This is a genomic window from Streptomyces sp. NPDC101219 (assembly GCF_044767675.1).
GTDB lineage: Bacteria > Actinomycetota > Actinomycetes > Streptomycetales > Streptomycetaceae > Streptomyces.
On sequence record NZ_JBIWOK010000013.1, the window covers coordinates 162,381 to 185,547 of the forward strand.

Genomic DNA, 23,167 nt, shown 5'->3' on the forward strand with positions numbered 1-23,167 from the left:
ACCTGATCAGTACAAAAACAGCTACATGGGCAGGACTGCCTGGGATGTGCGTGCCCGGACCGGCCGGACACCTCGCCGGAAGGAGGGTGGTGGGCGATCCGGCGAGTCGCAGCACCGGGGAGGTCCATGTCGGATTTCCGCCGGAACCGGGGCGGCCGATGCCGGATCCTTGAGGCATGCAGAAGGGGATGCACACCGACACCGAGCGCTGCGTGCGCGCCGTGCGGTCCAAGGACGCGCGGTTCGACGGCTGGTTCTACACCGCCGTCCTGACCACCGGCATCTACTGCCGGCCCAGCTGCCCGGTGGTGCCGCCGAAGGCCGAGAACATGGTCTTCCACCCCAGCGCGGCGGCCTGCCAGCAGGCAGGCTTCCGCGCCTGCAAACGCTGCCGGCCCGACACCAGTCCCGGCTCCCCGGAGTGGAACCACCGGGCCGACGCGGTCGCCCGCGCCATGCGGCTGATCACCGACGGCGTGGTGGACCGCGAGGGCGTGCCCGGGCTCGCCGCCCGGCTCGGCTACAGCACCCGGCAGGTCGAACGCCAGCTGCTCGCCGAGCTGGGCGCGGGCCCCCTGGCGCTCGCCCGCGCCCAGCGCGCCCAGACCGCCCGCCTGCTCATCGAGACCACGGCGCTGCCGATGGCGGAGATCGCCTTCGCCGCCGGGTTCTCGTCCGTGCGCACCTTCAACGACACGGTGCGCGAGGTCTTCGCGCTCTCCCCGAGCGGCCTGCGCGCCCGGGCGCCCCGCGAGGACGACCACCACTCCGCCGGCGCGCTGTCCCTGCGGCTGCCGTTCCGGACCCCGCTCAACCCCGACAACCTCTTCGGCCACCTCGCGGCGACCGCCGTACCGGGCGTGGAGGAATGGAGGGACGGCGCCTATCGCCGCACCCTGCGCCTGCCGTACGGGCACGGCATCGTCGCCCTCGCCCCGCGCCCCGGCCACATCGCCTGCCGTCTCACCCTCAGCGACCTGCGCGACCTGCCCGTCGCCATCAGCCGCTGCCGCCGCCTGCTCGACCTGGACGCCGACCCCGTCGCCGTCGACGGCCACCTGCGCACGGACCCCGTCCTCGCGCCCCTCGTCGACAAGGCCCCCGGCCGGCGCGTGCCGCGCACGGTCGACGCGGCGGAGTTCGCGATCCGCGCGGTCCTCGGCCAGCAGGTCTCCACGGCCGCCGCCCGCACCCACGCCGCCCGCCTGGTCACCGCCCACGGCGAACCGGTCCACGACCCCGAGGGCGGCCTCACCCACCTCTTCCCGACCCCGGGCGCCCTGGCCGCGCTCGACCCCGGCACCCTGGCGCTGCCCCGCGCCCGCCGCACCACCCTGACCACCCTGGTCCGCGCCCTCGCGGACGGGAGCCTCCCCCTGGGCGTGGACAGCGACTGGTCCGAGACCCGCGCCCGGCTCCTCGCCCTGCCCGGCTTCGGCCCGTGGACCGCCGACGTCATCGCCATGCGCGCCCTCGGCGACCCCGACGCCTTCCTGCCCACCGACCTCGGCATCCGCCGCGCCGCCCGCGACCTGGGCCTGCCCTCCACACCGGCCGCCCTCACCGCCTGCGCGGCGGCCTGGCGGCCCTGGCGGGCCTACGCGGTCCAGTACCTGTGGGCGACGGACAGCCACCCGATCAACGTCCTCCCGGTATGAGCCCGTATATGCCCGTATGAGCCCGACATGAGCACTGGAGAATCGAAGCCCATGAAGCAGCACACCGTGATCGACAGCCCCTACGGCCCGCTGACCCTCGTCGCCGACGACGACGGCGTCCTGTGCGGCCTCTACATGACCGAGCAGCGCCACCGCCCGGCCGAGGAGACCTTCGGCGACCGTGACGACACTCCCTTCGCCGAGGCGCGGGAACAGCTGTCGGCGTACTTCGCGGGCGAGCTGAAGGAGTTCACCCTCCCGCTGCGCCCGCACGGCACCCCGTTCCAGCGCCGCGTCTGGGACGAGCTGCGGCGCATCCCCTACGGCGAGACCCGTTCCTACGGCCGGCTCGCCGACGCCCTCGGCAGCCCCAAGGCGTCCCGCGCCGTCGGCCTCGCCAACGGCCGCAACCCCATCGGCATCGTCATCCCCTGCCACCGCGTCATCGGTGCCTCCGGCAGCCTCACCGGCTACGGCGGCGGCCTGGAGCGCAAGCAGCGCCTGCTGGACTTCGAACGGGGCGCGGGCCTGTTCTGACCGGCGGGGCCGGAGCCGTCGGTGTCAGCCGGGCTCGCCCTCGGCGCCGATCCGGTGCAGCAGCGCCGGCAGCGCCGTGCCGATGGGCTCGCGGACGACCTCGTCGGCGATCTCGTCGTACGGGGTGGGTTCCGCGTTGACGATGACCAGCCGGGCCCCGTGGTCGGCCGCGACGCCGGCGAGACCGGCGGCGGGCTGGACCTGGAGGCTCGTGCCGACGGCGAGGAACACCGAGCAGGCCTTGGCGATCGCGAGGGCCTCGGACAGCACGACCGGGTCGAGCGGCTCGCCGAACATCACGGTCGCGGACTTCAGGATCCCGCCGCACACCTCGCACGGCGGGTCCGGCTCGCCGGCCTCGACCCGCGCCAGCGCGTCGGCCATCGAGCCCCGCGCGGAGCAGTCGGTGCACACCACCTCGCGGACGGTGCCGTGCAGTTCCAGCACCTTGCGGGCGGGCATCCCGGCGAGCTGGTGCAGACCGTCCACGTTCTGCGTGATCACCCGCACCGCCGCCGCCCCGGACCGCTCCAGCTCGGCGACGGCACGGTGCGCGGCGTTCGGCTCGGCGGTCAGCGCGCCGTTCTTCCGGCGCAGCTGCCAGGACCGGCGCCGGATGTCCGGGTCGCCCATGTAGTACTCGTACGTCACCAGCTTCTCGGCCTCGGGGTCGCGGCGCCAGACACCGTTCGGCCCGCGGTAGTCCGGGATGCCGGAGTCGGTGCTGATCCCGGCACCGGTGAGGAGCGCGACGAGGGGCTTGCTCATGGGCCCGAGGGTAGGTGGCGGGGCCCCGCTGGAGCCACCGCATATCCGCAGGCCCGGCCCCCCTCCCGCTCACTGCACCCGGTGGCCGTCCTCCAGCTCCGCGGTGCCCGCGCCCTCGTCCAGGACGTCCAGCGCGGCCAGCACCCGGCGGCCCAGCGCGCCCGGCAGGTAGGAGGCCAGCTCCGCGCGGGGCACCAGGCGCCAGGACAGCAGCTCCTCCTCCTGCAGCCGGATCGCCCCCAGCTCCCGCTCACCGAGCACCCCGCCGTCGTAGAGGTACGCCACCAGCGGCGGCCGCCCCGCACCCCGCACATAGTCCACCGCCAGCAGCCGCCCCAGCTCCCGGTCCAGCCCGATCTCCTCGGCCGTCTCCCGCCGCGCGCCCTCGCGGGGCGTCTCCCCGTCGTCGGACTCGATCGTGCCGCCGGGCAGCGCCCAGCCCTCCCGGTAGTTCGGCTCCACGAGCAGCACCCGCCCCGCCCCGTCCCGGAAGAGCGCACCGGCTCCGGCGAGGACGCGGGGAAGGGAGGCGATGTAGGCGGCGAAGTCCTGGACGTCCTGCGTGGTGGTCATGCCGGGAAGGGTAACCAGCCGGCCGACCCGCATTCCGCACAACCGGAAGCCCCGGTCCCGGCGCACGGCAGCACGCGCGGGTCCCATGATCCGCACCGGAGGCGCAGACGCGGGCGCACGGGGCGGAGGGCCCCCAGCGGGCACGTCTGGAGGACGCTGCCGGTCGGCCGGCCAGGGAGCGCCGAGCGGATGCGGAACGGTGGCCTGAGGTTCCCTCACCTCCCCGTGGGAAAGCCCACGGCGTCCCATCCTTCGCATTCCGGGGCAGGAGTCACCTTTCGGTGATGTGCGCTCACCAGCCGCGCAGTAGCTTTACGCCGCCGCACCGCTCTCCACCCGACCGACCGAAGGCCGCACGCCACGATGTTCGCACCACACCCGAGAGCCGAGGCCGTCGTCCGGAGGGCGAGGATCGCGGCCCTCGCGCTGACCGTTGTCGTCGTGGGCGTTCTGACCGGCTGCACCTCGGACGAATCACTGACCTACCAGACGGACTACAGCAACCACCGGCCCCTCCGGGTCGTCGGATACCCCTCGACGGGCAGCCTGCGGACGGTGCAGGAAGCCGTGTGGCGGCTCGCCGACGGTGACGTGGAAGGGCTGGCCGCGCTCGCCGTCGACGACGACACGCACGCCACGTCCACGGCCCGCAACTGGGTCAAAGCCTTCGGCAGCGCCGCGCGGGGAGATGTGACGGCGGACTTCTACGACGACGGCCTCGTGCGCCAGGTCGTGGTCCTCTACTTCGCCCGGAGCGGCCTCACGAAGGAGATCGAGGTGCGCGTGGGCGAGGACGACACCTGGGGGCTCACCCTCGCCGAACCCGACCCGGCCGACGCCGCGGTCACGCCCACATGGGCCCCGCCGACTCCGGGCGGTTCGGGTTCCCGCACCTCCGGCGCCCCGTCCTGACGTCGTCCGCAGGGACCGCCCGCGGCCCTCACCGGGAGGCCCTCACCAGTCCGATTCCTGCGCCTCCCGGGCCAGCCGCACCGTGCGGTCCGCCAGTTCGGTGATGCTGATGCCGTCGTAGCCGAAGACCGCGCTGCGGACCGTGTCGGCCAGGGGTGTGCGCCACTGTTCGGGTACGGCTGCCGCGCCGCACAGGACGCCGGCCACCGAGCCGGCCGTCGCGCCGTTGGAGTCGGTGTCGAGGCCGCCGCGGACGGTGAGGGCGAGGGTGCGGGTGAAGTCGCCGTCCCCGTACAGCAGGCCGGTGGTGAGGACGGCGGCGTTCGGCACCGTGTGGATCCAGCCCAGGCCGGCCGTCTCCCGTTCCAGCGTGGCGAGGGTGTCCTCCCAGGCCAGGCCCGTCTCGTGCAGGGAGGCCGCGCGGCGCACCGTGCGGGCCAGGCGGCTGCTCGCCGGGATCACGCCCAGCGACGCCTCCACGGCCTCGCGCACCGTCTCCGCCGTGAACGCCGCCGCGATCAGCGCCGCCGCCCACATCGCGCCGTACACCCCGTTGCCGGTGTGCGAGAGCACCGCGTCGCGGCGGGCCAGCGCGGCGGCGCGACGTGGGGCGCCGGGGGAGGTCCAGCCGTGGATGTCGGCGCGGATGAGGGCGCCGATCCACTCCTGGTGCGGATTGTCGTACGTGGCGGTCAGCGGGGGCTTCAGCCCGTTCGCCAGGTTCCGGTACGCCGCCCGCTCCGCCGTGAACGTCTGGAGGTAGGGCAGCCGCAGCAGCCACAGGTCGCCGACCTGCTCCGTGGTGAAGGCGGAGCCGTGGGTCTCCAGCAGGTGCAGGCCGAGGATCGAGTAGTCGATGTCGTCGTCGCGGCAGCTGCCGTGCACCCGGCCGCGTACGCAGGCCCGCCACTCCGGCCGCAGCAGGGCGGCCTCGCTCTCGCCGGGCGGCTCGGGCAGATAGTCGGTCAGCGGCAGCGCGTCCGCCGACCGCAGGTACCGGTCGATGCGGTCCCGCGTCCACACCTCGCCCTGCTCGACCGGTTTGCCGAGCATGTTGCCCGCGATGCGGCCCAGCCAGCCCCCGAGAACGCGATCGGCCAGCCCCGAGTCCGTGCCCACGTCCGTACCCACTGCGGTCATGGGTCCGGTCTACCCGAATCCCGCTCCGCCCGCCCCCGTCACCACGCGGGTCGCCGCCGTTCCACCGGCTGGGCAGCGCATGACGTGTGACACACCCGCCGGTTAAGGTCGCACCGGCGCGACTGGTTCCGCACCGGTGTGCGGGACCCGGAGAGCGAGGGGATGGCTAGTGGCGGACACTGCAGCAGGAGGAACCCGACCGGCCCGGCCGGTGCAGCGGGTGCTCGTCGCCGCGGACAAGTTCAAGGGCTCGCTGACGGCCGTGGAGGTCGCCGACCGGGTGACGGCCGGGCTGCGCGGCATCGTGCCGGGCCTGGAGGTCGAGGCGCTCCCGGTCGCCGACGGCGGCGACGGGACCGTGGCCGCGGCGGTGGCGGCCGGGTTCGACCGGCGGGAGGTACGGATCCAGGGACCGCTCGGAGACCCGGTGACCGCGGCGTTCGCGCTGCGCGGCGACACGGCCGTCGTGGAGATGGCGGAGGCCAGCGGACTCCAGCGGCTCCCGCAGGACACCTTCGCACCGCTCACCGCGTCGACGTACGGCTCCGGCGAACTGCTGCGGGCCGCGCTCGAGGCCGGCGCGCGCAGCATCGTGTTCGGGGTGGGCGGCAGCGCCACCACCGACGGCGGGGCGGGGATGCTGGCCGCGCTGGGCGCACGCTTCGTCAAGGCCGACGGTGAGGCAGTGGCGCCGGGCGGCGGCGGGCTCGCCGAGCTGGACTCGGCCGACCTGTCCGGGCTCGACCCGCGGCTCGGCGAGGTCGAGCTGGTCCTCGCCAGCGACGTCGACAACCCGCTGACCGGCCCGAAGGGCGCCCCCGCCGTCTACGGACCGCAGAAGGGCGCCTCCGCCGAGGACGTGGAGCGCCTCGACGTGGCCCTCGCACACTTCGCGAAGATCGTGGAGGAATCCGTCGGCCCGCGGGCCGCCGCGTACGCCGCCTCCCCGGGCGCGGGCGCCGCGGGCGGCATCGGCTACGGCGCGCTGCTCCTCGGCGCCCGGTTCCGGCCCGGCATCGAGGTCATGCTCGACGTCCTCGGCTTCGCGTCCGCGCTGGAGCGGGCCGACCTGGTGATCACGGGGGAGGGGTCGCTGGACCCGCAGACCCTGCACGGCAAGGCCCCGGCGGGCGTCGCCGCGGCGGCCCGCGCGGCCGGCAAGGAGGTCGTGGCGGTGTGCGGCCGGCTGGCCCTGCCCCCCGAGGAGCTCGGGCGGGCCGGCATCCGCAGGGCGTACGCCCTGACGGACCTCGAACCGGACGTCACCCGGTGCATCGCCGAGGCGGGCCCCATCCTGGAACGCACGGCGGCGCGCATCGCCCGCGATTTCCTGACCTGAGCCGGCCCCGGGGGGCGGGGGCCGGAGCAACCCGCTCCGGGCCGTGCCCGCGCCGCGGGGGCTGGGCCCCCAGGCCCCCGGACCTCCGGTCCCAGGAGCCCTTGCCCACCCGGCGCCCGCCACCCGACTCGGTCGGCAGCAGGGGGCCCGGCCCGAGCTCGCCGAGACCGTCCGGAAACTTCCTGGCGGGCTCAGGCGTCAGAGACGGCCGCCAACCCGAGAGTGGCCGGGGGCCGGGTGGCCGGGGCCAATCCGACCCGCCCCTCGGGCCCCCCGGGTCCCGTGGGGCCCCTTGTCCACCCGGCGCCCGTCTCGGTCGGCAGCAGGGGGCCCGGCCCGAGCTCGCCGAGGCCGTCCGGAGACTTCCTGGCGGGCTCCGGCACAGCCAAGAGCCCCGAACCCGAGAGGGCCGGGGCCGGGGCCAACCGGCTCGGTACTTGGGCCCCCGGCCCCCGAACGGGCCGGGCCTCCGGGCCACCCTCCACCCGCCACCCTCCACCCGCCCCGACCGGGAGCAAGGCCCCCGCCCCGAGCCCGCAGCACCACAGCACCACCACCACCAAAGCACCGCCCCCGCGGCCGGGCGCAGCCGCACAGCAAAGGCCCCCCGAACCCAAAGGGTCCGGGGGCCCACACAGCCATACCGGCCAAGCCAAGCCGACCGCTCCGGCCGAGCGCGGCGCTACGGCATCTGCGCCGCCCGCGCCTCTCGCCGGTTGCCGCGGAAGTTGTTCACCCGGCGTGCCGTGGCGAACAGCGGGATGACCGCGCCCATCACCAGCTGCAGCGCGCACCCCGTCTGCAGCAGCAGCTGGCCGCTCGGCGCGTCGAACGCCCACGCCGCGAGCAGGCCCATCGACAGGACGATCCACGACAGCATGGCCACGGCGAGGCGCCCGCGCGGCTTCGGGTACTCGACCCGGCTCACCATCAGCCAGGCGGTGCCCAGGATCGCCAGCAGCGTCGCCACGAACGGCAGCTCGAGCAGCACGATCGAGACGACGGTCAGCGCACCGAACGGCGAGGGCATGCCCTGGAAGGTGCCGTCCTTGACGGTGACACACGAGAACCTGGCCAGCCGCAGCACCACCGCCAGCAGCACCACGATCGCCCCGACCGCCGCCACTCTCTGGTGCGCGTCGTCGGCGACCATGCCGTAGACGAGGACGAAGTACGCCGGCGCCAGACCGAAGCTGATCAGGTCGGAGAGGTTGTCCAGCTCCGCGCCCATCGGCGAGGAACGCAGCTTGCGCGCGACCAGGCCGTCGAAGAGGTCGAAGACCGCCGCGCACAGCATCAGGATGACGGCGGTGGCCGCGCTGTGGCGGGCCATGCCGGTCTCCTGGCTGCCCGTGAGGTGCGGGATCAGGATGCCGGTGGTGGTGAAGTACACCGCCATGAAGCCACAGGTGGCGTTGCCCAGGGTGAGGGTGTCCGCTATCGACAGGCGGAGCGAGAGCGGCATCTCCTCCTCGTCCTCGTCCTGGTCGGCCTCGGGCACCCACCCGGCCTGTGTGTCGGGATCAATCACGGTCAATGCGAGTCACCCCAGCCACGGTCTTCTGACCGACCTCGACCGCGACCTCCACGCCCTCCGGCAGGTAGAGGTCGACACGCGAGCCGAAGCGGATGAGACCGATCCGGTCGCCCTGCTCGACCTTGGTGCCCTGCGGCACGTAGGGGACGATGCGGCGGGCGACGGCGCCGGCGATCTGGATCATCTCGATGTCACCGAGCTCGGTGTCGAAGTGCCAGACCACCCGCTCGTTGTTCTCGCTCTCCTTGTTGAAGGCGGGAACGAAACCACCGGGGATGTGCTCGACGGACGTCACGGTGCCGTCCAGCGGTGCGCGGTTGACGTGGACGTTGAGCGGGCTCATGAAGATCGCGACGCGCGTGCGGCCGTCCTTCCACGGCATGATGCTCTGCACCACTCCGTCGGCGGGCGAGATGACCCGGCCGCGGGTGATCTCGCGCTCGGGGTCGCGGAAGAACCACAGCATCCCCGCCGCCAGGGCGGTGGCGGGGACGGCGACGGCCTTCGCGGCACCCGAGCGGCGGGCACGCAGCAGACTGACGGCTGCGGTGGCCACGGTCGGCAGAAGCCACGGCGAGGCTCCGCGCGCGAGGCGTACGCCGGTGAGGCTGTCGCGAGGTGCAGAGGTTTGGCTGTGGGGCATGGATGACCTTCGTAGCGGATCGTGCCGCGCACTGACGGGGGACGGCGGCTTTCCGGCGATCGTAGCGGCTCCGGGCGACAACTGGGTAAGGCAGGCAACCGAGTCGACGGCCGAGGAGTGCTGACGGGGTGTGATCCTGTACTCCAAGAAAACACCCCGTATCCGGACAAGTCAGCCCTGGAATCGATACTCTTCGAGCAGTCGCCGACCGATGATCATTTTCTGGATCTCGGCCGTCCCCTCACCGATCAGCAGCATCGGGGCCTCCCGGTAGAGGCGCTCGATCTCGTACTCCTTGGAGAAGCCGTAGCCGCCGTGGATCCGGAAGGCGTCCTCCACGACCTCCTTGCAGTACTCGGAGGCGAGGTACTTCGCCATGCCTGCTTCAAGGTCGTTTCGTTCCCCGGAGTCCTTTTTGCGCGCTGCGTTCACCATCATCGCATGCGCCGCCTCCACCTTGGTAGCCATCTCGGCCAGCTTGAACTGGATGGCCTGGTGCTGGGCGATCGGCTTGCCGAAAGTGTGACGCTGCTGGGCGTACTGGACGCCCAGCTCGAAGGCACGCTGAGCGACGCCGCAGCCACGCGCGGCGACGTTCACGCGGCCGACCTCGACGCCGTCCATCATTTGGTAAAAACCTCGGCCGGTGACCCCGCCGAGCACCCGATCGGCGGGAACCCGCAGGCCGTCCATGATGAGCTCGGTCGTGTCGACGCCCTTGTAGCCCATCTTGTCGATCTTGCCGGGGATGGTGAGGCCGGGACGTACCTCGCCGAAGCCCGGCTCCTTCTCGACCAGGAACGTGGTCATCGACTTGTGGGGCGCCGTACCCTCGGGGTGTCCTTCGTCACTCCGGACCAGAACGGCCACCAGCGACGAGGTTCCGCCGTTCGTCAGCCACATCTTCTGGCCGTTCAGGACGTACTCCTCGCCGTCCTTCACCGCCTTGGAGGTGATCGCCGACACGTCCGAGCCGAGGCCCGGCTCCGACATGGAGAACGCGCCGCGGATGTCGCCGGCCGCCATCCGGGGCAGGAAGTGGTCCTTCTGCTCCTGCGTGCCGTGCTGCTTGAGCATGTACGCCACGATGAAGTGGGTGTTGATGATGCCGGACACCGACATCCAGCCGCGGGCGATCTCCTCCACGCACAGCGCGTAGGTGAGGAGCGACTCGCCCAGACCCCCGTACTCCTCGGGGATCATCAGACCGAACAGACCCAATTCCTTGAGCCCGTCGACGATCTGCTGCGGATACTCGTCGCGGTGCTCCAGCTCGGTGGCGACCGGGATGATCTCCTTGTCCACGAAGTCGCGGACGGTGGTGAGGATCTCCTGCTGGACGTCGGTCAGACCGGCGGTCTGGGCGAGACGGGCCATGGCCTACTTCTCCTGCTCCCTGAGTTCCGGGCGGCCGGGCTGCTCGCCGCCGCGCTCCTTGATGTACGTCTCGGTCGGCACCATCACCTTGCGGCGGAACACGCAGACCAGCGTGCCGTCCTGCTTGTAGCCCTTGGTCTCGACGTACACGATCCCGCGGTCGTTCTTCGACTTCGACGGCCACTTGTCGAGCACGGTCGTCTGGCCGTAGACCGTGTCCCCGTGGAAGGTCGGCGCCACGTGCCGCAGCGACTCGATCTCCAGGTTGGCGATGGCCTTCCCGGAGATGTCCGGCACCGACATGCCGAGCAGCAGGGAGTAGATGTAGTTCCCGACGACGACGTTCTTGCCGAAGTCCGTCGTCTTCTCCGCATAGTTGGTGTCCATGTGGAGGGGGTGGTGGTTCATCGTGAGGAGGCAGAACAGGTGGTCGTCGTACTCGGTGACCGTCTTGCCGGGCCAGTGCTTGTACGTCGCCCCGACCTCGAACTCCTCGTAGGTGCGTCCGAACTGCATGGCGCTCAGCCCTCCGGGATCTCGAACTTGCTGGTGCGCTGCATGCCGGCGGCGCGCCCCTTGCCGGAGATGACCAGGGCCATCTTGCGGCTGGCCTCGTCGATCATCTCGTCGCCGAGCATCGCCGAGCCCTTCTTGCCGCCCGCCTCGGAGGTGTAGTAGTCGTACGCGTCCAGGATCAGCTCGGCGTGGTCGAAGTCCTCCTGCGAGGGGGAGAACACCTCGTTGGCCGCGTCCACCTGGCCCGGGTGCAGCACCCACTTGCCGTCGAAGCCGAGGGCGGCGGCCCGGTCGGCGACCGCGCGGAAGCCGTCGACGTTGCGGATCTGCAGGTAGGGGCCGTCGATCGCCTGGAGGTTGTTGGCGCGGGCGGCCATAAGGATCTTCATGAGGATGTAGTGGTAGGCGTCCGCCGGGTAGCCGGGCGGCTGCTCGCCCACGACCAGCGACTTCATGTTGATGGACGCCATGAAGTCGGCCGGGCCGAAGATGATGGTCTCGACGCGCGGGGAGGCCTGCGCGATCTCGTTGACGTTGTTCAGGCCCTGCGCGTTCTCGATCTGCGCCTCGATGCCGATCCGGCCGACCTCGAAGCCCATCGTCTTCTCGATCTGCGTCAGCAGCAGGTCCAGGGCGACGACCTGCTGGGCGTCCTGCACCTTCGGCAGCATGATGCAGTCGAGGTTCGGGCCGGCACCCTCGACCACGGTCACCACGTCGCGGTAGGTCCACTCGGTGGTCCAGTCGTTGACCCGGACCACGCGCGTCTTGCCGGTCCAGTCACCCTCGTTGAGGAACTTCACGATCGTGTGCCGCGCCTCGGGCTTGGCCAGCGGCGCGCACGCGTCCTCCAGGTCGAGGAAGACCTGGTCGGCGGGGAGGCCCTGGGCCTTCTCCAGGAAGCGCGGGTTGGAACCCGGCACCGCCAGACAGGAGCGCCGGGGGCGCAGACGGTTGACCTGGGGAGCGGGGCTGGTCATGCGGGGACCTCCAGGGGGTCGAGCTTGTTCGCTGTGCGGATCTCGTCGACGATGCGGCCGATGATCCCGGTGATGTCGAAGTCCTTCGGGGTGAAGACCGCGGCCACTCCCGCGGCCCGCAGCGCCTCGGCGTCTCCGGTGGGGATGATGCCACCGGCGATCACCGGTATATCTGTGGCACCGGCCACACGGAGCCGCTCCAGCACGTCCGGGACCAGCTGGGCGTGCGAGCCGGAGAGGATGGACAGGCCGACGGCGTGCACGTCCTCCGCCAGGGCCGCGTCCACGATCTGCTCCGGGGTGAGCCGGATGCCCTGGTAGACCACCTCGAACCCGGCGTCGCGGGCCCGCACGGCGATCTGCTCGGCGCCGTTGGAGTGACCGTCCAGGCCCGGCTTGCCGACCAGGAAGCGCAGCTTGCCGACGCCGAGGTCCTTGGCGGTCAGTTCCACCTTGCGGCGCACCCGGCCGAGCGCGGTGCCCTCCTCGGCGGTCACCGCGAGCGGCGCGGACGACACGCCGGTCGGCGCGCGGAACTCGCCGAACACCTCGCGCAGGGCCCCCGCCCACTCGCCGGTGGTCACGCCGGCCCGGGCGCACTCCAGGGTGGCCTCCATCAGGTTGTCGGTGCCCTTCGCGGCCTCCTTCAGCCGCTCCAGCGCCTTGCAGGGGCGCGGGTGGTTGAACGGCGGCTGGTAGCGGGTGTCGCGCCACTCCTGGAGGGCGGTGACGACCCGGGCCTCGACCGCCGGGTCGACCGTCTGGATCGCGGTGTCCAGGTCGGCGGTCAGCGGGTTGGGCTCGGTGCCCTCGAAGGCGTTCACACCGACGATCTTCTCCTCGCCGGACTCGATCCGGGCGCGGCGCGCGGCGTGCGAGGCGACGAGCTGCGACTTGAGGTAGCCGGACTCGACGGCGGCCATCGCGCCGCCCATCTCCTCGATGCGCCCCATCTCGGCGAGGGAGTCCTCGACCAGCTGCGCGACCTTGGCCTCGACCACCTTCGAGCCCTCGAAGATGTCGTCGTACTCCAGCAGGTCGCTCTCGTAGGCGAGGACCTGCTGGATGCGCAGCGACCACTGCTGGTCCCAGGGGCGGGGCAGGCCCAGCGCCTCGTTCCAGGCGGGCAGCTGCACGGCGCGGGCGCGGGCGTCCTTGGAGAGGGTGACGGCCAGCATCTCCAGCACGATCCGCTGGACGTTGTTCTCCGGCTGCGCCTCGGTCAGTCCGAGGGAGTTGACCTGCACGCCGTAGCGGAAGCGGCGGTGCTTGGGGTTCTCGATGCCGTACCGCTCGCGGGTGACCTGGTCCCAGATGCGGCCGAAGGCGCGCATCTTGCACATCTCCTCGACGAAGCGGACGCCCGCGTTGACGAAGAAGGAGATGCGGCCGACGACGTCGCCCATGCGCTCCTGCGGCACCTGGCCGCTGTCGCGCACCGCGTCGAGCACGGCGACGGCGGTGGACATCGCGTACGCGATCTCCTGCACCGGCGTGGCCCCGGCCTCCTGCAGGTGGTAGCTGCAGATGTTGATCGGGTTCCACTTCGGGATGTGGGAGACCGTGTACGCGATCATGTCCGTCGTCAGGCGCAGGCTCGGCCCGGGCGGGAACACGTGGGTGCCGCGGGACAGGTACTCCTTGACGATGTCGTTCTGCGTCGTGCCCTGGAGCCTGGTGATGTCCGCGCCCTGCTCCTCGGCGACGACCTGGTAGAGCGCCAGCAGCCACATGGCGGTGGCGTTGATCGTCATCGAGGTGTTCATCTGCTCCAGGGGGATGTCCTGGAACAGCCGGCGCATGTCACCGAGGTGGGAGACCGGCACCCCGACCCGGCCGACCTCGCCGCGGGCGAGGACGTGGTCGGGGTCGTAGCCGGTCTGGGTCGGCAGGTCGAAGGCGACCGACAGACCCGTCTGCCCCTTGGCGAGGTTGCGCCGGTACAGCTCGTTGGACGCCTCGGCGGTGGAGTGGCCGGCGTACGTCCGCATGAGCCACGGCCGGTCCCGTTCCCTGGGCGCCTGCGGCGCCTGACGCTCTGTCATGTCCGACCTCAGATGTTCCGGAAGCGGTTGATGGCGTCGATGTGCTGGGCGCGCTTGGCGTGGTCGCGCACGCCCAGGCCCTCCTCGGGCGCCATGCACAGCACGCCGACCTTGCCCTGGTGCAGGTTGCGGTGGACGTCGTAGGCGGCCTGCCCGGTGTCCTCCAGGGAGTAGGTCTTCGAGAGGGTGGGGTGGATCTTGCCCTTGGCGATGAGGCGGTTGGCCTCCCACGCCTCCCGGTAGTTCGCGAAGTGCGAGCCGATGATGCGCTTCAGCGACATCCACAGGTAGCGGTTGTCGTACTCGTGCATGTAGCCCGAGGTGGAGGCGCAGGTGGTGATGGTGCCGCCCTTGCGGGTGACGAAGACGGAGGCGCCGAAGGTCTCGCGGCCGGGGTGCTCGAAGACGATGTCGATGTCCTCGCCACCGGTGAGTTCGCGGATGCGCTTGCCGAAGCGCTTCCACTCCTTGGGGTCCTGGGTGTTCTCGTCCTTCCAGAACCTGTAGCCCTCGGCGTTGCGGTCGATGATCGCCTCGGCGCCCATCTTCCGGCAGATGTCCGCCTTCTGGTCGCTGGAGACGACGCAGATCGGGGTGGCGCCGCCGGCCAGCGCGAACTGCGTGGCGTAGGAGCCGAGTCCGCCGCTGGCGCCCCAGATGAGGACGTTGTCGCCCTGCTTCATGCCGGCGCCGTTGCGGGACACCAGCTGCCGGTAGGCGGTGGAGTTGACCAGGCCCGGCGCGGCGGCCTCCTCCCAGGTGAGGTGGTCCGGCTTGGGCATCAGCTGGTTGGACTTGACCAGGGCGATCTCGGCGAGGCCGCCGAAGTTGGTCTCGAAGCCCCAGATGCGCTGCTCGGGGTCGAGCATGGTGTCGTTGTGGCCGTCGGACGACTCCAGCTCGACGGACAGGCAGTGGGCGACGACCTCGTCACCGGGCCGCCAGGCGTTGACGCCGGGACCGGTGCGCAGCACGACGCCGGCGAGGTCGGAACCGATGATGTGGTACGGCAGGTCGTGGCGCTTGGTCAGCTCGCTGAGCCGGCCGTAGCGCTCCAGGAAGCCGAAGGTGGGCAGCGGCTCGAAGATCGAGGTCCACACCGAGTTGTAGTTGACCGAGGAGGCCATGACGGCCACCAGGGCCTCGCCCGGGCCGAGTTCGGGCAGCGGCACGTCGTCGAGGTGGATCGACTTGCGCGGGTCCTTGTCACGGGTCTCGAGGCCCGCGAACATCTCCGTCTCGTCCTTGTGCACGGTGATCGCGCGGTACGACTCGGGGAGCGGCAGGGCGGCGAAGTCCTCCGACGTGGAGTCGGGCGACTGGATCGCGGCCAGGATGTCCTTGACGGTCACGGTGTTGCCTCCGGCGGTGAGCGCCCTGAGGGAGGGGCGCTGAGGGTTACGTCGGTGTGCTGCTGAGGGTTGTCGGGGGTGCCGTCGGTTCGGCGGTGGTGCTTCGGCAGCGCTGGTGGCGCGGGAGGTGCCTGTGACGCAGGCGTCCGGGCGGGCAGGCCGGGGGCTCCGGCTTGCTGGGACAGCCGGCGCACGATCTGTCTCTGCGCGCCGGCCGCCCGGACTTCCTTCAACGTATGGCACGCCGTGTCATCCGGCAAGGCACTGCGTGCCAGAACTTGGTCTCAGATGAAATCTTTACGTGACAAATGAGCGATGATCGATCGAACGGGGTCCGCGAGGCGCCAGAAAAGGGCCCCTGACATGCCAAAACGGCCACCCGGTCGGGTGGCCGTCATCACAGCGGGCGAGCGGTCCTCAGCGCTCCTTGAGGGCCTGCTCGATGGTGCGCATCACCTCGTCCAGCGGGGCGTCGGTCCGGGTGACCGTCACCAGCACCTCACCCTGCCCGTCCGCCGGAACCGCCGGCCGCGACGGCGCGGAGGTACGGCTGCGGCCCGCCACGATGCCGCTGCCGAAGGTCTTGCGGACGATGGCGAAGGCGTGGTCCAGCTGGGCCTCGACGTCGCCCTGGCCGCCCGCCCGCAGCCAGCGCCGCAGCACGTGGTTGTGGGCGGTGACCACGGCGGACGCGGCCACCTCGGCCAGCAGCGGGTCGTCGTTGCTCGCGTCGTGGTGCGCGTGCTCGTCGAAGTGGCCGAGCAGATAGCGGGTGAACAGCCGCTCGTAGCGGGCCACCGAGGCGATCTCCGCCTCGCGCAGGGTGGGCACCTCGCGGGTGAGCTTGTAGCGGGCGACCGAGATCTCCGGATGCGCCGCGTACATCTTCATGACCTCTTTGATGCCGCGGCACACCGTGTCGAGCGGATGCTCGTGCGCCGGTGCCGCGTTGAGCACCGCCTCGGCGCGGACCAGGGTGTCGTCGTGGTCCGGGAAGATCGCCTCCTCCTTGGACCGGAAGTGCCGGAAGAAGGTGCGGCGCGCTACCCCGGCCGCGGCCGCGATCTCGTCGACGGTGGTCGCCTCGTACCCCTTGGACGCGAAGAGTTCCATCGCGGCGGCCGCCAGCTCCCGGCGCATTTTCAGCCGCTGGGCGGCGGCACGGGACCCTGCGGCGCTCTCCGGCGCCTCGGTCGTGGCGGGTGTACGTACGGACTTGGCGGGCTGGGACATGCCCCGAACGTACTGCATGTGCGCAGCTCGGTGCGCGTGACCGGGGGCTCCCCCGCCCTTCCCGGGCGGGGGAGACGTGCCGTTGCCGGACGGAGGGAACCGGTCGGGGTCGAGCAGCCCGCCCCATTCCGCCCCGGCCCCGAACCAGTCGCCGGGGCGATGCTCAGCGCTTGGCATATTCGCGGAAGCCACGGCCGGTCTTGCGGCCGAGGCAGCCCGCGGCCACCAGGTGCTCCAGCAGCGGGGCCGGGGCCAGGCCCGGGTCGCGGAACTCGCGGTGCAGCACCTTCTCGATGGCCAGCGAGACGTCCAGCCCGACGACGTCCAGCAGTTCGAAGGGGCCCATCGGATAGCCGCCGCCCAGCTTCATGGCGGCGTCGATGTCGTCGAGCGAGGCGTAGTGCTCCTCGACCATCTTGATCGCGTTGTTCAGGTACGGGAACAGCAGCGCGTTCACGATGAACCCGGCCCGGTCACCGCAGTCGACGGCGTGCTTGCGGATCGTCCCGCACACCTCGCGCACGGTCGCGTGCACGTCGTCGGCGGTCAGCACGGTGCGCACCACCTCGACCAGCTTCATGGCCGGCGCGGGGTTGAAGAAGTGCATGCCGATCACGTCCTGCGGACGCGAGGTGGCGCGTGCGCAGGCGACGACGGGCAGCGAGGAGGTGGTGGTGGCGAGCACCGCACCCGGCTTGCAGACCTTGTCCAGCGTGGCGAAAAGCTGCCGCTTGACCTCCAGGTCCTCGGCGACGGCCTCCAGTGCCAGATCGACGTCCGCGAAGTCGTCGTAGGTGCCGGTCGGGGTGATCCGCTCCAGCGTCTGCGCGGCGGCCTCGGCGGTCATCCGGCCCTTGTCGACCGAGCGGGCCAGCGACTTGCCGATCCGGGCCTTGGCGGCCTGCGCCTTCTCCTCGCTGCGGGCGGCGAGGACCACGTCGTAGCCGCCCTTGGCGAACACCTCGGCGATGCCGGAGGCCATGGTGCCCGACCCCGCCACACCCACCGAGCGGACGGTCCGGCCGCCACCGGCCGCGCCGTCGCCGCCCGGGGTCAACGCGTCCGGCACGACGGTGGCGCTGTCCGGCGCGTCGTAGGTGTAGAAGCCGCGCCCCGCCTTGCGGCCCGTCAGGCCCGCCTCGCTGAGCTGCTTGAGGATCGGGGCGGGCGCGTGCAGCCGGTCCTGCGACTCGGCGTACATCGCCTCCAGGACGGTGCGCGCGGTGTCGATGCCGATCAGGTCCAGCAGCGCCAGCGGCCCCATGGGCAGACCGCAGCCCAGCCGCATCGCCGCGTCGATGTCCTCGCGGGAGGCGTACTTCGACTCGTACATCGCGGCGGCCTGGTTCAGGTAGCCGAACAGCAGCCCGTCGGCGACGAATCCGGGCCGGTCGCCGACCGCGACGGGCTCCTTGCCCAGGTCCAGGGCGAGGTCCGTCACCGCGGTGACGGCGCCCGGAGCGGTCAGCACCGAGGACACCACCTCCACCAGCTTCATCGCCGGCGCGGGGTTGAAGAAGTGCAGCCCCAGCACCCGCTCGGGACGCGCCGAGTCCGCGGCGAGCCGGGTCACCGACAGAGCGTTGGTGCCGGTCGCCAGGATCGCCTCGGGACGCACGATGGCGTCCAGTTCACGGAACACCTGCTGCTTGGCCTCGTACGACTCGGGGACCACCTCGACGACCAGGTCGGCGTCGGCCGCGGTCGTCAGGTCGGTGGAGACGCGGACCCGGGCCAGCAGCGCGGTGCGCTCCTGCTCGGTCAGCCGGCCGCGCTGCACGGCGCGGGCGGTGGAGGCCTCCAGGGCGGCCACGCACTTGGCGGCCTGGACCTCGCTGATGTCGATGCCGACGACCTCGCGGCCGGCCGCGGCGAGGACCTCGGTGATACCGGTGCCCATCGTGCCGAGGCCGACGACGGCGACGGTCCGGAGCGGGGAAACGGGGGTGTGGGACAGGGGAGCGGCCATCGCGGGACTCCAGGAATGAGGGTGACGACGGAAAACGCCGCCCGGGTGCGCCGAGGGGGCGCACCGGGCTCGCGTGCGGAGTGCGGGTGTGATTTCCGGGCTTGACGAGCGCACACGCCCGGTGCCGGTACGGGGAGGGCGTGCACACGCCCCGCCCTGCGGCGGATCCGGCCGGCCCTGTCCCGGGGCCGGGCCGTACTGCGGTACGAGACGTACCGAACCGACTGCGACTCGCAGCGGCTGCGTCACCAAACCGCCGCGAGGAGGGTCGCGAGTGGGTAACTCGCTCGTCTGAGCTTAACCGGCCGGTAACGAGCGCGCCAGCCCCCATGTTTGTGATGTAGGTCCCGAGCGGCCCGACTCGCCTCTACGCTCGGGGACATGGACGAGGAGTGGCGGACGCTCACGCAGCGCTTACGGACCGAGGCGGGCGGATCGGCGGACTTCGACCGCCTCGCGGGGACGGAGGACACCGGCACCCTCGCCGCCGTCCTCACCGCACCCGGACAACCCCTGTGGGCCCGCGAACTGGCCGCCTTCCGGCTCGGCCTGGCCGGCGACCGCCGCGCCTTCGAGTCGCTCGTGCTGCTCCTCAACCACCGTGACCCGCCGCGCTGTGCCGCCGCCGCCCACGCCCTCGCCCGCCTCGGCGACCCGCGCACCGCCCGCGCCGCGGCGGCCCTCGCCACCAACGAACTCCGTGTCGCCTACGCCCTGCACCCGGTCCGCCTGCTGACCGCACTGCGCGCCCCGGAGGCGGTCCCCGCCCTCGTCACCACGCTGCGCCGCCGCCTGCGCCCCCAGGACCCGCACCACCGGGTGGCCCTGGCGTGCGTCGAGGGCCTCGGCGAACTGGCCGACCCGCGCGCCGAACCCGTCCTCACCGAAGCCCTCGCCCACCCCGTCCTCGCCGAGGCCGCCACCCGCGCCCTGGCCCGCATCCCGCGCCCGCGCCCGGCCGGCGGGCACGTTCCGGGCCCGCGCCGGCCGTGACCGCCCTGCCCTGCGTCAGCCGCGGGTGCCCAGCAGGCCGTGCAGCATCGAGCCGCGCGATGTGGCCGGAGCCGCCTTCGATGTCGGAGGCTCCGGGTCCGGCAGCGCCTCGCACACCGCGTCGGCCACCCCGGCCCCGCCTCCGCGGGGCACCGTCCCGTCGGTCAGGTAGGCGGCCAGATGCCGGTCCAGGCAGGCGTTGCCGCTCAGCGTGATGCCGTGGTTGCCGCCGCCCTCTTCGACGACCAGGGCGGACCGGGCCAGCAGGCGGTGGACCGTGACGGCGCCCCGGTAGGGCGTCGCCGCGTCGTCGGTGGCCTGGAACAGCAGGGCGGGCGGGATCAGCCCGTTGGCCACGGACACCGGGCGCAGCGACTGAGTGGGCCAGAACGCGCACGGGGCGTTGTACCAGGCGTTGTTCCAGGACATGAACGGAGCCTCCGCGTGGACCGCCGCCGTGTCCTTGCGCCACTGCCGCCAGTCGCGCGGCCAGGGCGCGTCACGGCACTCGACCGCCGAGTAGACGCTGTAGCCGTTGCCTGCGCCGGGCTCCGGGGCGCCGAAATTCTCGTACGCGGTGAGCAGCGGCCCGGTGTCGGCGTCGTTCACGTAGGCCGCGAACGCCTCCGCGAGGTAGGGCCAGTAGCCGTTGTAGTAGCCGCCCGGGATGAAGGTGTCCTCCAGCTCGGCGGCGCCCACCGTGCCGTCGGCGGGCTCTTCGGCCAGCGCGTCCCGCATCGCGTACCAGCGGGCCTCCACCCGCTCCGGGTCGGTGCCGAGCCCGTACGTCGCGTCGTGCTCGGCGATCCAGGCCATGAGGGCGCGGTGCCGGTGGTCGAAGGCCCGGTTCTGGTGCAGGTTGGCGTCGTACCAGACCTCGTTCGGGTCGACCACCGAGTCCAGCACCAGGCGCCGCACCCGCTCCGGGAACAGCTTCGCGTACACCGCGCCGAGATACGTGCCGTAGGAGTAGCCGAAGTAGTTGATCCGGTCGGCGCCGAGGGCCTCCCGGACGACGTCCAGGTCGCGTGCCGCGCTCACCGTGCCGATGTGCGGCAGCAGATCCGCGTACTTCTCGCCGCACGCCTCGGCGAAGGACCGCACGCGCGCCAGGTTCGCCTCCTCCACCGCCTCCGTCACCGGCGCGGAGGCCGGCCGCACCGCGTCGAAGTGGTCCGGGGCGCAGTCCAGCGCGGGCCGGCTCGCCCCCACCCCGCGCGGGTCGAAGCCGATCACGTCGTACTGCGCGGCCACCTCCTCGGGCAGCGACGCGGCGACGAACCCGGCGAGCGTCCGGCCGCTGCCGCCGGGCCCGCCCGGGTTGACCAGCAGCGGCCCCTGGTACGTCGACGCGGTGTGCGGGACGCGGGACAGCGCGAGCGTGATCGTGCGCCCGCCCGGGTCCGCGTGGTCCAGCGGCACCTCGACGGTCGCGCACTGGAGCCTCGGGTAGTGCTCGGTGGGGCACTTCTTCCAGGCGGGCGCGGAGGCGGGGACGGGGGTGGGGCCGGCGGCCGGCGGGGTGCCGGCCGAGGCGGGCAGGGCCGTCAGGCTGCCGGCCACGACGGTGGCGGCACCGCACAGCACGGCTGCGCGCTTCCTCATCAGGTGCTCCCGGGACGGAGGGTCGGCGGACCGCGCGACGCACGGCCCCTCGCCGGATCGTCCCGGGTCGCCGCCCCCGTGCGAACCCGTTCCGCGCACAGTTGACCCGATCGGGTCCCGTCATGCGCTCCAACGCGCGTCATGCGGGGGTGTGTCCGAACCGGCGGCGGACCCGCTTCTACCCGGCGCGTCTAGAGCAGCGTCAGCTGCGTCGGCTCCGCCGGGGAGGACTCCTCCGGCGCGGGGGCGGCCGGGCGGATGCGGCGGGGCAGGCCCGGCGCCGACGGTCCGATGCCGTACGCGCGGGCCAGCTCGTGCACCTGACGGGTGATCCGGCGCTGGTACCACTTCGGGGCGTAGGCGCCCTCCGCGTACAGCCGCTCGTAGCGGTTCACCAGGTGCGGGTGGTGCCGGCCCAGCCAGGACATGAACCACTCGCGCGCCCCCGGCCGCAGATGCAGCACGAGCGGGGTGACGGACGTGGCGCCCGAGGCCGCGATCGCCCGTACGGTGTCGCGCAGTTGGTCCGGCCGGTCGCCCAGGAAGGGGATCACCGGGGCCATCAGGACCCCGCAGCCGATGCCGTGCCGGGCGAGGGTGCTGACCACGTCCAGCCGCCGCTGGGGCGCGGGGGTGCCCGGCTCCACGGTGCGCCACAGCTCCTCGTCGACGAAGCCCACGGAGACCGAGATGCCGACATCGGTGACCTCGGACGCCTGCTTCAGCAGCTCCAGGTCGCGCAGGATCAGCGTGCCCTTGGTCAGGATCGAGAACGGGTTCGCGTGGTCGCGCAGGGCGGCGATGATGCCCGGCATCAGGCGGTAGCGGCCCTCGGCGCGCTGGTAGCAGTCGACGTTCGTGCCCATCGCGATGTGCTCGCCCTGCCAGCGGGCGGAGGCGAGCCGGTGGCGCAGCAGTTCGGGCGCGTTGACCTTGACGACGATCTGGGTGTCGAAGTCCAGGCCGGAGTCGAGGTCGAGATAGCCGTGGGTCTTCCGGGCGAAGCAGTACACGCAGGCGTGGGAGCAGCCGCGGTAGGGGTTCACGGTCCACTCGAAGGGCATGCGGGAGGCCCCGGGCACCCGGTTGACGATCGACCGGGCCCGGATCTCGTGGAACGTGATGCCACGGAATTCGGGCGTGTCGACGGTGCGGGTGGTGACGGCGTCCGCGCCGAACAGCGCGGCGTCGGCCCGGCTGTGGCCGTCCCCGGTCGAGAGGTTCTCCCAGCGCATGACGCCTCCTCGGTAGTGCAGGCCCACAGAATAGAACAAGTGTTCCCTTGATCGTGCGGGTGACAGGTTCGATCACCCTTCCGATCAGTTCCGGACTCCCGATTTGGGCGGCCGGGTGCGGGGGTGGTTGGCTTGGCCGGACCCCCGACACACCAGGTCCTGGAGGAAAGCGATGGCGCAGGTCGAGGCCACTACGGAGCGGATCGTCGCGGCGGACGCGGAGACGGTGTTCGACGCCCTCGCCGACTACAGCGGCACCCGGTCGAAGGTGCTGCCCGAGCAGTTCAGCGAGTACGAGGTGCGCGAGGGCGGCGACGGCGAGGGCACCCTCGTCCACTGGAAGCTCCAGGCCACCAGCAAGCGGGTGCGCGACTGCCTGCTGGAGGTCACCGAGCCCCGTGACGGGGAGCTGGTGGAGAAGGACCGCAACTCCTCCATGGTCACCGTCTGGCGGGTCACCCCGGCCGGGGAGGGCCGCTCCCGGGTCGTCGTGACCAGCACCTGGCAGGGCGCGGGCGGCATCGGCGGCTTCTTCGAGCGGACCTTCGCGCCCAAGGGGCTGGGCCGCATCTACGACGCCCTGCTGGACCGGCTCGCCGCCGAGGTCGAGAAGAAGTAGCCCGACCGGAGGGGTGTCAAGTAGCCCTTCACGGTGGGGAGATGGTCAGGGCGGTCGGGCCGGTGCCGGCCGCCCTCACCGGTTCGGGTGATCTCCGGACGGCCTCTGTGTGTGCCGTAACTCGCCACGCTTGCTC

20 protein-coding genes are annotated in these 23,167 nt (G+C 72.2%); 6 read left to right on the forward strand and 14 right to left on the reverse strand.

Annotated features, from left to right (window positions below; genetic code table 11):
- The first annotated feature begins 176 nt into the window (after positions 1-176).
- Positions 177-1,658, forward strand: a complete 1,482-nt coding sequence (locus tag ACIRPP_RS24845; RefSeq protein ID WP_403646733.1) for an AlkA N-terminal domain-containing protein — start codon at positions 177-179, stop codon at positions 1,656-1,658.
- 51 nt (positions 1,659-1,709) lie between these two features.
- Positions 1,710-2,195 (forward strand): methylated-DNA--[protein]-cysteine S-methyltransferase, encoded by a 486-nt coding sequence (locus ACIRPP_RS24850; protein ID WP_164346775.1) that lies wholly within the window; start codon positions 1,710-1,712, stop codon positions 2,193-2,195.
- A gap of 24 nt (positions 2,196-2,219) precedes the next feature.
- Here ACIRPP_RS24850 and ACIRPP_RS24855 read toward each other — a convergent pair whose 3' ends face one another.
- On the reverse strand, positions 2,220-2,963 hold the full coding sequence (locus ACIRPP_RS24855) for an SIR2 family NAD-dependent protein deacylase (protein WP_403646736.1): 744 nt from the start codon (positions 2,961-2,963) through the stop codon (positions 2,220-2,222).
- Between the two features lie 69 nt (positions 2,964-3,032).
- Positions 3,033-3,536 carry an NUDIX domain-containing protein gene (locus ACIRPP_RS24860; RefSeq protein ID WP_403646739.1) on the reverse strand — a complete coding sequence of 168 codons (504 nt, stop codon included), beginning with the start codon at positions 3,534-3,536 and terminating at the stop codon, positions 3,033-3,035.
- A 441-nt stretch (positions 3,537-3,977) separates the two neighbouring features.
- On the opposite strand from ACIRPP_RS24860, the gene ACIRPP_RS24865 reads away from it, so the two are divergent.
- Positions 3,978-4,448, forward strand: a complete 471-nt coding sequence (locus ACIRPP_RS24865; protein ID WP_403646741.1) for a hypothetical protein — start codon at positions 3,978-3,980, stop codon at positions 4,446-4,448.
- Between the two features lie 42 nt (positions 4,449-4,490).
- Here the strand turns inward: ACIRPP_RS24865 and ACIRPP_RS24870 are convergent, their stop codons facing one another.
- Positions 4,491-5,588, reverse strand: coding sequence for an ADP-ribosylglycohydrolase family protein (locus tag ACIRPP_RS24870; RefSeq protein ID WP_403646744.1), 1,098 nt, complete (start codon positions 5,586-5,588; stop codon positions 4,491-4,493).
- A gap of 169 nt (positions 5,589-5,757) precedes the next feature.
- Here ACIRPP_RS24870 and ACIRPP_RS24875 point away from each other — a divergent pair, with 169 nt between their 5' ends.
- Complete coding sequence (locus ACIRPP_RS24875) at positions 5,758-6,927, forward strand: glycerate kinase (RefSeq protein ID WP_403646748.1); 1,170 nt, start codon at positions 5,758-5,760, stop codon at positions 6,925-6,927.
- Positions 6,928-7,609: 682 nt separating this feature from the next.
- Here ACIRPP_RS24875 and pssA read toward each other — a convergent pair.
- The 9 genes from pssA to ACIRPP_RS24920 form a co-directional block, all read right to left on the reverse strand.
- Entirely contained in the window at positions 7,610-8,428 is an 819-nt protein-coding gene (gene pssA, locus ACIRPP_RS24880) for a CDP-diacylglycerol--serine O-phosphatidyltransferase (RefSeq protein ID WP_403646855.1), read from the reverse strand.
- 22 nt (positions 8,429-8,450) lie between these two features.
- Positions 8,451-9,107 carry a phosphatidylserine decarboxylase gene (locus ACIRPP_RS24885; RefSeq protein ID WP_192231522.1) on the reverse strand — a complete coding sequence of 219 codons (657 nt, stop codon included), beginning with the start codon at positions 9,105-9,107 and terminating at the stop codon, positions 8,451-8,453.
- Between the two features lie 171 nt (positions 9,108-9,278).
- On the reverse strand, positions 9,279-10,484 hold the full coding sequence (locus tag ACIRPP_RS24890) for an acyl-CoA dehydrogenase family protein (RefSeq protein ID WP_164346765.1): 1,206 nt from the start codon (positions 10,482-10,484) through the stop codon (positions 9,279-9,281).
- A gap of 3 nt (positions 10,485-10,487) precedes the next feature.
- On the reverse strand, positions 10,488-11,000 hold the full coding sequence (locus tag ACIRPP_RS24895; RefSeq protein ID WP_192231520.1) for a MaoC family dehydratase: 513 nt from the start codon (positions 10,998-11,000) through the stop codon (positions 10,488-10,490).
- 5 nt (positions 11,001-11,005) lie between these two features.
- Complete coding sequence (locus tag ACIRPP_RS24900) at positions 11,006-11,980, reverse strand: CoA ester lyase (RefSeq protein ID WP_360594217.1); 975 nt, start codon at positions 11,978-11,980, stop codon at positions 11,006-11,008.
- The gene (locus ACIRPP_RS24905) at positions 11,977-14,025 is read right to left on the reverse strand and encodes a protein meaA (RefSeq protein WP_403646753.1); all 2,049 of its coding nucleotides are present in this window, start codon (positions 14,023-14,025) and stop codon (positions 11,977-11,979) included. Before ACIRPP_RS24905 ends, ACIRPP_RS24900 begins: the two co-directional genes overlap by 4 nt.
- A gap of 8 nt (positions 14,026-14,033) precedes the next feature.
- Positions 14,034-15,377, reverse strand: coding sequence for a crotonyl-CoA carboxylase/reductase (gene ccrA / locus ACIRPP_RS24910; RefSeq protein ID WP_362094682.1), 1,344 nt, complete (start codon positions 15,375-15,377; stop codon positions 14,034-14,036).
- A gap of 417 nt (positions 15,378-15,794) precedes the next feature.
- On the reverse strand, positions 15,795-16,610 hold the full coding sequence (locus ACIRPP_RS24915) for a TetR family transcriptional regulator (RefSeq protein ID WP_225611065.1): 816 nt from the start codon (positions 16,608-16,610) through the stop codon (positions 15,795-15,797).
- A 163-nt stretch (positions 16,611-16,773) separates the two neighbouring features.
- The gene (locus ACIRPP_RS24920) at positions 16,774-18,579 is read right to left on the reverse strand and encodes a 3-hydroxyacyl-CoA dehydrogenase family protein (RefSeq protein ID WP_403646758.1); all 1,806 of its coding nucleotides are present in this window, start codon (positions 18,577-18,579) and stop codon (positions 16,774-16,776) included.
- 381 nt (positions 18,580-18,960) lie between these two features.
- On the opposite strand from ACIRPP_RS24920, the gene ACIRPP_RS24925 reads away from it, so the two are divergent.
- Positions 18,961-19,572 (forward strand): adenylosuccinate lyase, encoded by a 612-nt coding sequence (locus ACIRPP_RS24925; RefSeq protein ID WP_403646761.1) that lies wholly within the window; start codon positions 18,961-18,963, stop codon positions 19,570-19,572.
- A 15-nt stretch (positions 19,573-19,587) separates the two neighbouring features.
- On the opposite strand, the gene ACIRPP_RS24930 is transcribed toward ACIRPP_RS24925, so the two are convergent.
- Positions 19,588-21,177, reverse strand: a complete 1,590-nt coding sequence (locus ACIRPP_RS24930) for an alpha/beta hydrolase (protein ID WP_403646764.1) — start codon at positions 21,175-21,177, stop codon at positions 19,588-19,590.
- A gap of 191 nt (positions 21,178-21,368) precedes the next feature.
- A complete protein-coding gene (locus ACIRPP_RS24935; RefSeq protein ID WP_403646767.1) occupies positions 21,369-22,412 on the reverse strand; it encodes an Rv2578c family radical SAM protein in 1,044 nt (347 codons plus the stop codon).
- A 172-nt stretch (positions 22,413-22,584) separates the two neighbouring features.
- Between ACIRPP_RS24935 and ACIRPP_RS24940 the strand changes: the two genes are divergently transcribed.
- On the forward strand, positions 22,585-23,031 hold the full coding sequence (locus ACIRPP_RS24940) for an SRPBCC family protein (RefSeq protein ID WP_192235447.1): 447 nt from the start codon (positions 22,585-22,587) through the stop codon (positions 23,029-23,031).
- Positions 23,032-23,167 lie beyond the last annotated feature (136 nt).

What these genes read in the sequence shown, in the direction of transcription:
- ACIRPP_RS24920 (WP_403646758.1), bottom strand. Translation starts at nt 18,579, where the DNA reads ATGGCCGCTCCCCTGTCCCACACCCCCGTTTCCCCGCTCCGGACCGTC.
- ACIRPP_RS24855 (WP_403646736.1), bottom strand. Translation starts at nt 2,963, where the DNA reads ATGAGCAAGCCCCTCGTCGCGCTCCTCACCGGTGCCGGGATCAGCACC.
- ACIRPP_RS24935 (WP_403646767.1), bottom strand. Translation starts at nt 22,412, where the DNA reads ATGCGCTGGGAGAACCTCTCGACCGGGGACGGCCACAGCCGGGCCGAC.
- ACIRPP_RS24940 (WP_192235447.1), top strand. Translation starts at nt 22,585, where the DNA reads ATGGCGCAGGTCGAGGCCACTACGGAGCGGATCGTCGCGGCGGACGCG.
- ACIRPP_RS24845 (WP_403646733.1), top strand. Translation starts at nt 177, where the DNA reads ATGCAGAAGGGGATGCACACCGACACCGAGCGCTGCGTGCGCGCCGTG.
- ACIRPP_RS24895 (WP_192231520.1), bottom strand. Translation starts at nt 11,000, where the DNA reads ATGCAGTTCGGACGCACCTACGAGGAGTTCGAGGTCGGGGCGACGTAC.
- ACIRPP_RS24870 (WP_403646744.1), bottom strand. Translation starts at nt 5,588, where the DNA reads ATGACCGCAGTGGGTACGGACGTGGGCACGGACTCGGGGCTGGCCGAT.
- ACIRPP_RS24930 (WP_403646764.1), bottom strand. Translation starts at nt 21,177, where the DNA reads ATGAGGAAGCGCGCAGCCGTGCTGTGCGGTGCCGCCACCGTCGTGGCC.
- ACIRPP_RS24905 (WP_403646753.1), bottom strand. Translation starts at nt 14,025, where the DNA reads ATGACAGAGCGTCAGGCGCCGCAGGCGCCCAGGGAACGGGACCGGCCG.
- ACIRPP_RS24850 (WP_164346775.1), top strand. Translation starts at nt 1,710, where the DNA reads ATGAAGCAGCACACCGTGATCGACAGCCCCTACGGCCCGCTGACCCTC.
- ACIRPP_RS24925 (WP_403646761.1), top strand. Translation starts at nt 18,961, where the DNA reads ATGGACGAGGAGTGGCGGACGCTCACGCAGCGCTTACGGACCGAGGCG.
- ACIRPP_RS24860 (WP_403646739.1), bottom strand. Translation starts at nt 3,536, where the DNA reads ATGACCACCACGCAGGACGTCCAGGACTTCGCCGCCTACATCGCCTCC.
- ACIRPP_RS24900 (WP_360594217.1), bottom strand. Translation starts at nt 11,980, where the DNA reads ATGACCAGCCCCGCTCCCCAGGTCAACCGTCTGCGCCCCCGGCGCTCC.
- ACIRPP_RS24915 (WP_225611065.1), bottom strand. Translation starts at nt 16,610, where the DNA reads ATGTCCCAGCCCGCCAAGTCCGTACGTACACCCGCCACGACCGAGGCG.
- ACIRPP_RS24885 (WP_192231522.1), bottom strand. Translation starts at nt 9,107, where the DNA reads ATGCCCCACAGCCAAACCTCTGCACCTCGCGACAGCCTCACCGGCGTA.
- ACIRPP_RS24890 (WP_164346765.1), bottom strand. Translation starts at nt 10,484, where the DNA reads ATGGCCCGTCTCGCCCAGACCGCCGGTCTGACCGACGTCCAGCAGGAG.